Below are 4,163 nucleotides of genomic sequence, written 5' to 3' on the forward strand. Positions count from 1 at the left end.
GCGGCGGCCGATCAGCCGCCGCCGTAGCTCATCATCAGTAATAAATCATAAAAACAAATTCAATGGAGATGTCATGAAGAGGAAACTCGTCGCTGCCTGCAGTCTCGCCGGCTGCTCAGCACTGGCGCAAGCCGAAGCCAACGTCACGTTATATGGCGATATAGACCAATATCTGGGTTACATCCACAGCAGCAGCGGAACCAGTGTCACCGGCCTCAACGACGGCGCCATCTTGCGCAGCCGCCTCGGCCTGCGCGGCATCGAAGAACTGGGGGGCGGTTACCAGACCAGGTTCACGCTGGAGCAAGGCTTGAACGCCAATACCGGCGGCGCGGCGGACTCCAGCCGCTTGTTCGACCGCCAGGCATGGATCGGCATGAATACGCCGGCGGGCGAGTTCCGCATCGGACGCCAGAACAGCATCCCGTTCTTCATCGGCGGCGCCATCGATTACACCGAACGCACTACTTACGGTTCGGTCATCAATACCTTTGGCGTGCCGTCGCGCTACGACAACGACCTCTCCTACAAGTCGCCGCGTCTGGCCGGCTTTCAGCTTGATGCACATTACGCATTGACCGAAACCGCGGGCGAGGGCCTGGGCGCGCGCGGCGTCTATCAACTCGGACTGGATTACAGCCAGGGACCGTATCGGGCAGGCTACGCCGGGCTGTGGGCGAAACCGGCGGCGAAGGCGCTCTATTCAGAGCGGGTGGTTTATCACAACCTGTATGCGGATTACGACTACGGCCAGGGCAAGCTTTATTTCGCCTACGTGCGCAGCAACAACGTGACCAGCAATGCCAGCGGCAACAACGCCACCGCCATCCTCAGCAATGTCAGCATCCCCGACAATGCCTTTGCGGGAAACAATCCGGACGTACTGCGGATGTACAACATCTATCAGATATCGGCCGACTATCGCCTCACTCCGCAATGGCGGATCGGCGCCTTGTACGGTGTCATGCAGGACACGTCGCACCGTGATTCAGGAGCACGGGGCGGCAACGTTGGGACTTACTACGATTTATCCAAGCGCACCACGCTCTACGGTTTCGCCAATTACATGAAGAACGGCGCCAACGCCGGTTTTCGTTTCAGCGGTTCCGCCGGACCCGCTGCCAACCTGGCGGGAGCAGACATCAACGGCAAACGCCTGATCGGTTTGCAAGCCGGCATCCTGCACCGGTTCTAAGAGCGCTGTCCGCGCGCACTATGTGAACGCCATCATGCAGAGAGTTTCTTCTCTTCGTGAAAAAATCAACCCATGGATTACCGAGGACGTCATGTCTACATCGACAGTAACGAAACAAATTCCGGACTTGCATACCGACAGCACCGCGAACTCCGCGCCGCAAGCCGCTACGCGTTCGCCGCGCAAGGCAGCGCTGGCCAGCTGGATCGGCAGCGCGGTCGAGTATTACGATTTTTTCATTTACGGCACCGCGGCGGCGCTGGTGTTCGGCAAGATATTTTTTCCATCGTTCGACCCGGTTGCCGCTACCGTGGCGGCGTTCGCCACCTTTGGCGTCGGTTACGTCACGCGGCCTGTCGGCGCGGTGCTGCTGGGCCATATCGGCGACAGGTACGGCCGCAAAAAAGTGCTCACCTTCACCTTATTGACAATGGGTATTTCCACCTTCCTGATCGGACTGCTGCCGACTTACGCTCAGATCGGCATCAGCGCCCCGATCCTGCTGGTGATCCTGCGCATGCTGCAAGGCGTGTCGGCGGCAGGCGAACAGGCCGGCGCCAATTCGATGACGCTGGAGCATGCGCCGCCGCATCGGCGCGCTTTTTTCACCAGCTTCACGCTGAGCGGCACCCAGGCCGGCCTGATTCTCGCGACCCTGGTTTTCCTGCCGATTTCCGCGTTGCCCGAAGATCAGTTACTGGCATGGGGTTGGCGCATTCCGTTTTTCCTGAGCGCGATCGTCGTCATGGTCGGGATCTGGGTTCGCCGCACCCTGCCTGAGACGCCCGCTTTCGAACAGGAAAAAAACCAGCAGCAAAACAAGTTGCCGCTGATGGTGCTGCTGCGCAATCACAAGAAGAACCTGGCGCGCGTGATCTTTTGTGCGCAGATCTCGGTGGTGAGCACCATCTTCAGCGTGTTTACGCTGTCCTATGCCGTCAATATCGTGCATATTCCACGGGCTACCATGCTGACGGTATTGATCCTGGCAAACGTGGTGGCGCTGGCGGCGATTCCGGCGTTCGCGGCATTGTCGGACCGCATCGGCCGCAAACCCGTATTCATCTTTGGCGCGCTGGCCTGCGCCGGTCTGATCTGGCCTTATCTGTGGAGCATCAGCCAGGCCAATATCGCGCTCATCTTTGTGCTGGGGCTGCTGTTGTCCGGGGTGGTGTACAGTGCCGCCAACGGCGTCTGGCCGTCGCTGTATGGTGAAATGTTCGATACGCCGGTGCGCCTGTCGGGCATGGCCATCGGCACCCAGATCGGCTTTGCGGTGGGCGGTTTCGCGCCGACCATCAGTGCGGCGATCCTGCGACCGGGCGTCGACGGCTGGATGCCGGTAGCGATATTCGTCAGCGCCGCCGCACTTGTCGCCGCGCTCTCAGCAGCCACGGCGCGCGAAACCTGTCGCACGCCGATGGATGAGCTGGGCAAGGAATAAGCGCATACAAACCATCAAGAGACCATCATGAAGACCATTATTCTCGCAACAGAACATGCCGCCACCGGAAGCAAGGCGCGCAAAGCAGCCTTTGGCAGCTTCGTCGGCGCAGTCGTCGATTGGTATGATTTTCTGCTTTACGGCATCACTGCCGCCCTGGTATTCAACAGCCAGTTTTTTCCTACTGCCAGCCCGACCATCGGCACGCTGGCCGCCTTCGCCACCTTTGGCGTCGGCTTCCTGTGCCGGCCGCTGGGCGGCATCGTGTTCGGCCATTTCGGCGATCGGCTCGGCAGAAAACGCATGCTGGTGATCACCGTGGTCATGATGGGCGTCTCGACCGCGTTGATCGGCCTGCTGCCTACTTACGCCAGCATCGGCTGGTATGCGCCATTGGCGCTGGTCGTGCTGCGCGCCCTGCAAGGTTTTGCGGTTGGCGGCGAGTGGGGCGGAGCGGCGTTGATGGCGGTTGAAAACGCACCGGAAGGGAAGAAGGCGTTCTACAGCAGCGGCGTGCAAGTCGGTTATGGCGTCGGACTGGTGCTGGCGACAGGAGCGGTCTCGATTCTCACCCATACGTTGGGCAACGAGGCCTTTATGGCATGGGGGTGGCGCGTTCCCTTCCTGGTCAGCATCGTGCTGGTGTTGATTGCGGCATGGATACGCTCGACCATGGAAGAATCACAGGAATTCATCGAAAAGGTCGGCTCGCATGGCGAGCGCAAGGTGAAAATTCCGGTTTTGGCGGCCTTGCGCAATCATCCTGAAAGTTTCCTGCTGATCATTGCACTGCGCATGGCGGAGATGTTCACGATGTATATCGTCACCGCCTTCGCCCTGGCTTATTCGACCAAGAATCTTGGCATGTCGCGCGACCTGTTCCTGAACATCAGCCTGCTGGTCGGCGCAGTAAGTTGCATCACCATTCCTGCTTTTGCGATGCTGGCCGATCGCATCGGCTTCAAGCGCGTGTATGTGACCGGTGCGCTGATCGGCTTGCTTTCCTCCGTGCCGTTCTTTCTTGCAATGGAAGCCCGTTCTGTTGCCTGGATCGTGATTTTTTCCGTGCTGCTGGCAAATATTGCGCACGATATGGTGGTCAGCGTGCAGCAGCCCTTGTTCACCGAATTTTTCGGCGCCGAGTACCGCTACAGCGGCGCCGGCGTCGGTTATCAATTCGCCAGCGTGGTCTGCGGCGGATTTACCCCTTTTATCGCCACAGCCTTGCTGGGCATCAATGGCTCATGGCACATCGTGGCCGCTTATCTGGCAGGCGGTTGCTTGCTGTCGGCAATCGTTTCCTCACGCATGCAAATGGGAAAGCCGATCCAGCAACCCGATGCAGCCCGGAATCGACTTGCAGAACCGGTCTCATAGACAGGCTGCTCCCTCGGCGTTCTGCCCGGGATGCATCTTGTGCTGCTTTAGAACTCATTTCATAAATAGGCGTGAGATGCGTTCTTCCCAGAAAGGGTGCTGGCAAGGGTGTAGCAGGGGTTTCGCGCAGCATGCTGCGCGCCTGCG

At 59.4% G+C, this 4,163-nt stretch carries 3 protein-coding genes; all 3 read left to right on the forward strand.

The genetic code is table 11. The annotated features are described in order from the left end of the window. Positions 1–73: 73 nt before the first annotated feature. The 3 genes from PMI16_RS24600 (at position 74) to shiA (ending at position 4,016) form a co-directional block, all read left to right on the forward strand. Complete coding sequence (locus PMI16_RS24600) at positions 74–1,195, forward strand: porin (protein ID WP_007884655.1); 1,122 nt, start codon at positions 74–76, stop codon at positions 1,193–1,195. 91 nt (positions 1,196–1,286) lie between these two features. Further along, the gene (locus tag PMI16_RS24605) at positions 1,287–2,639 is read left to right on the forward strand and encodes an MFS transporter (RefSeq protein ID WP_007884656.1); all 1,353 of its coding nucleotides are present in this window, start codon (positions 1,287–1,289) and stop codon (positions 2,637–2,639) included. A gap of 27 nt (positions 2,640–2,666) precedes the next feature. After that, positions 2,667–4,016, forward strand: a complete 1,350-nt coding sequence (gene shiA, locus PMI16_RS24610) for a shikimate transporter (protein WP_007884657.1) — start codon at positions 2,667–2,669, stop codon at positions 4,014–4,016. Positions 4,017–4,163 lie beyond the last annotated feature (147 nt).

This window comes from Herbaspirillum sp. CF444, assembly GCF_000282135.1.
GTDB lineage: Bacteria > Pseudomonadota > Gammaproteobacteria > Burkholderiales > Burkholderiaceae_D > Herbaspirillum.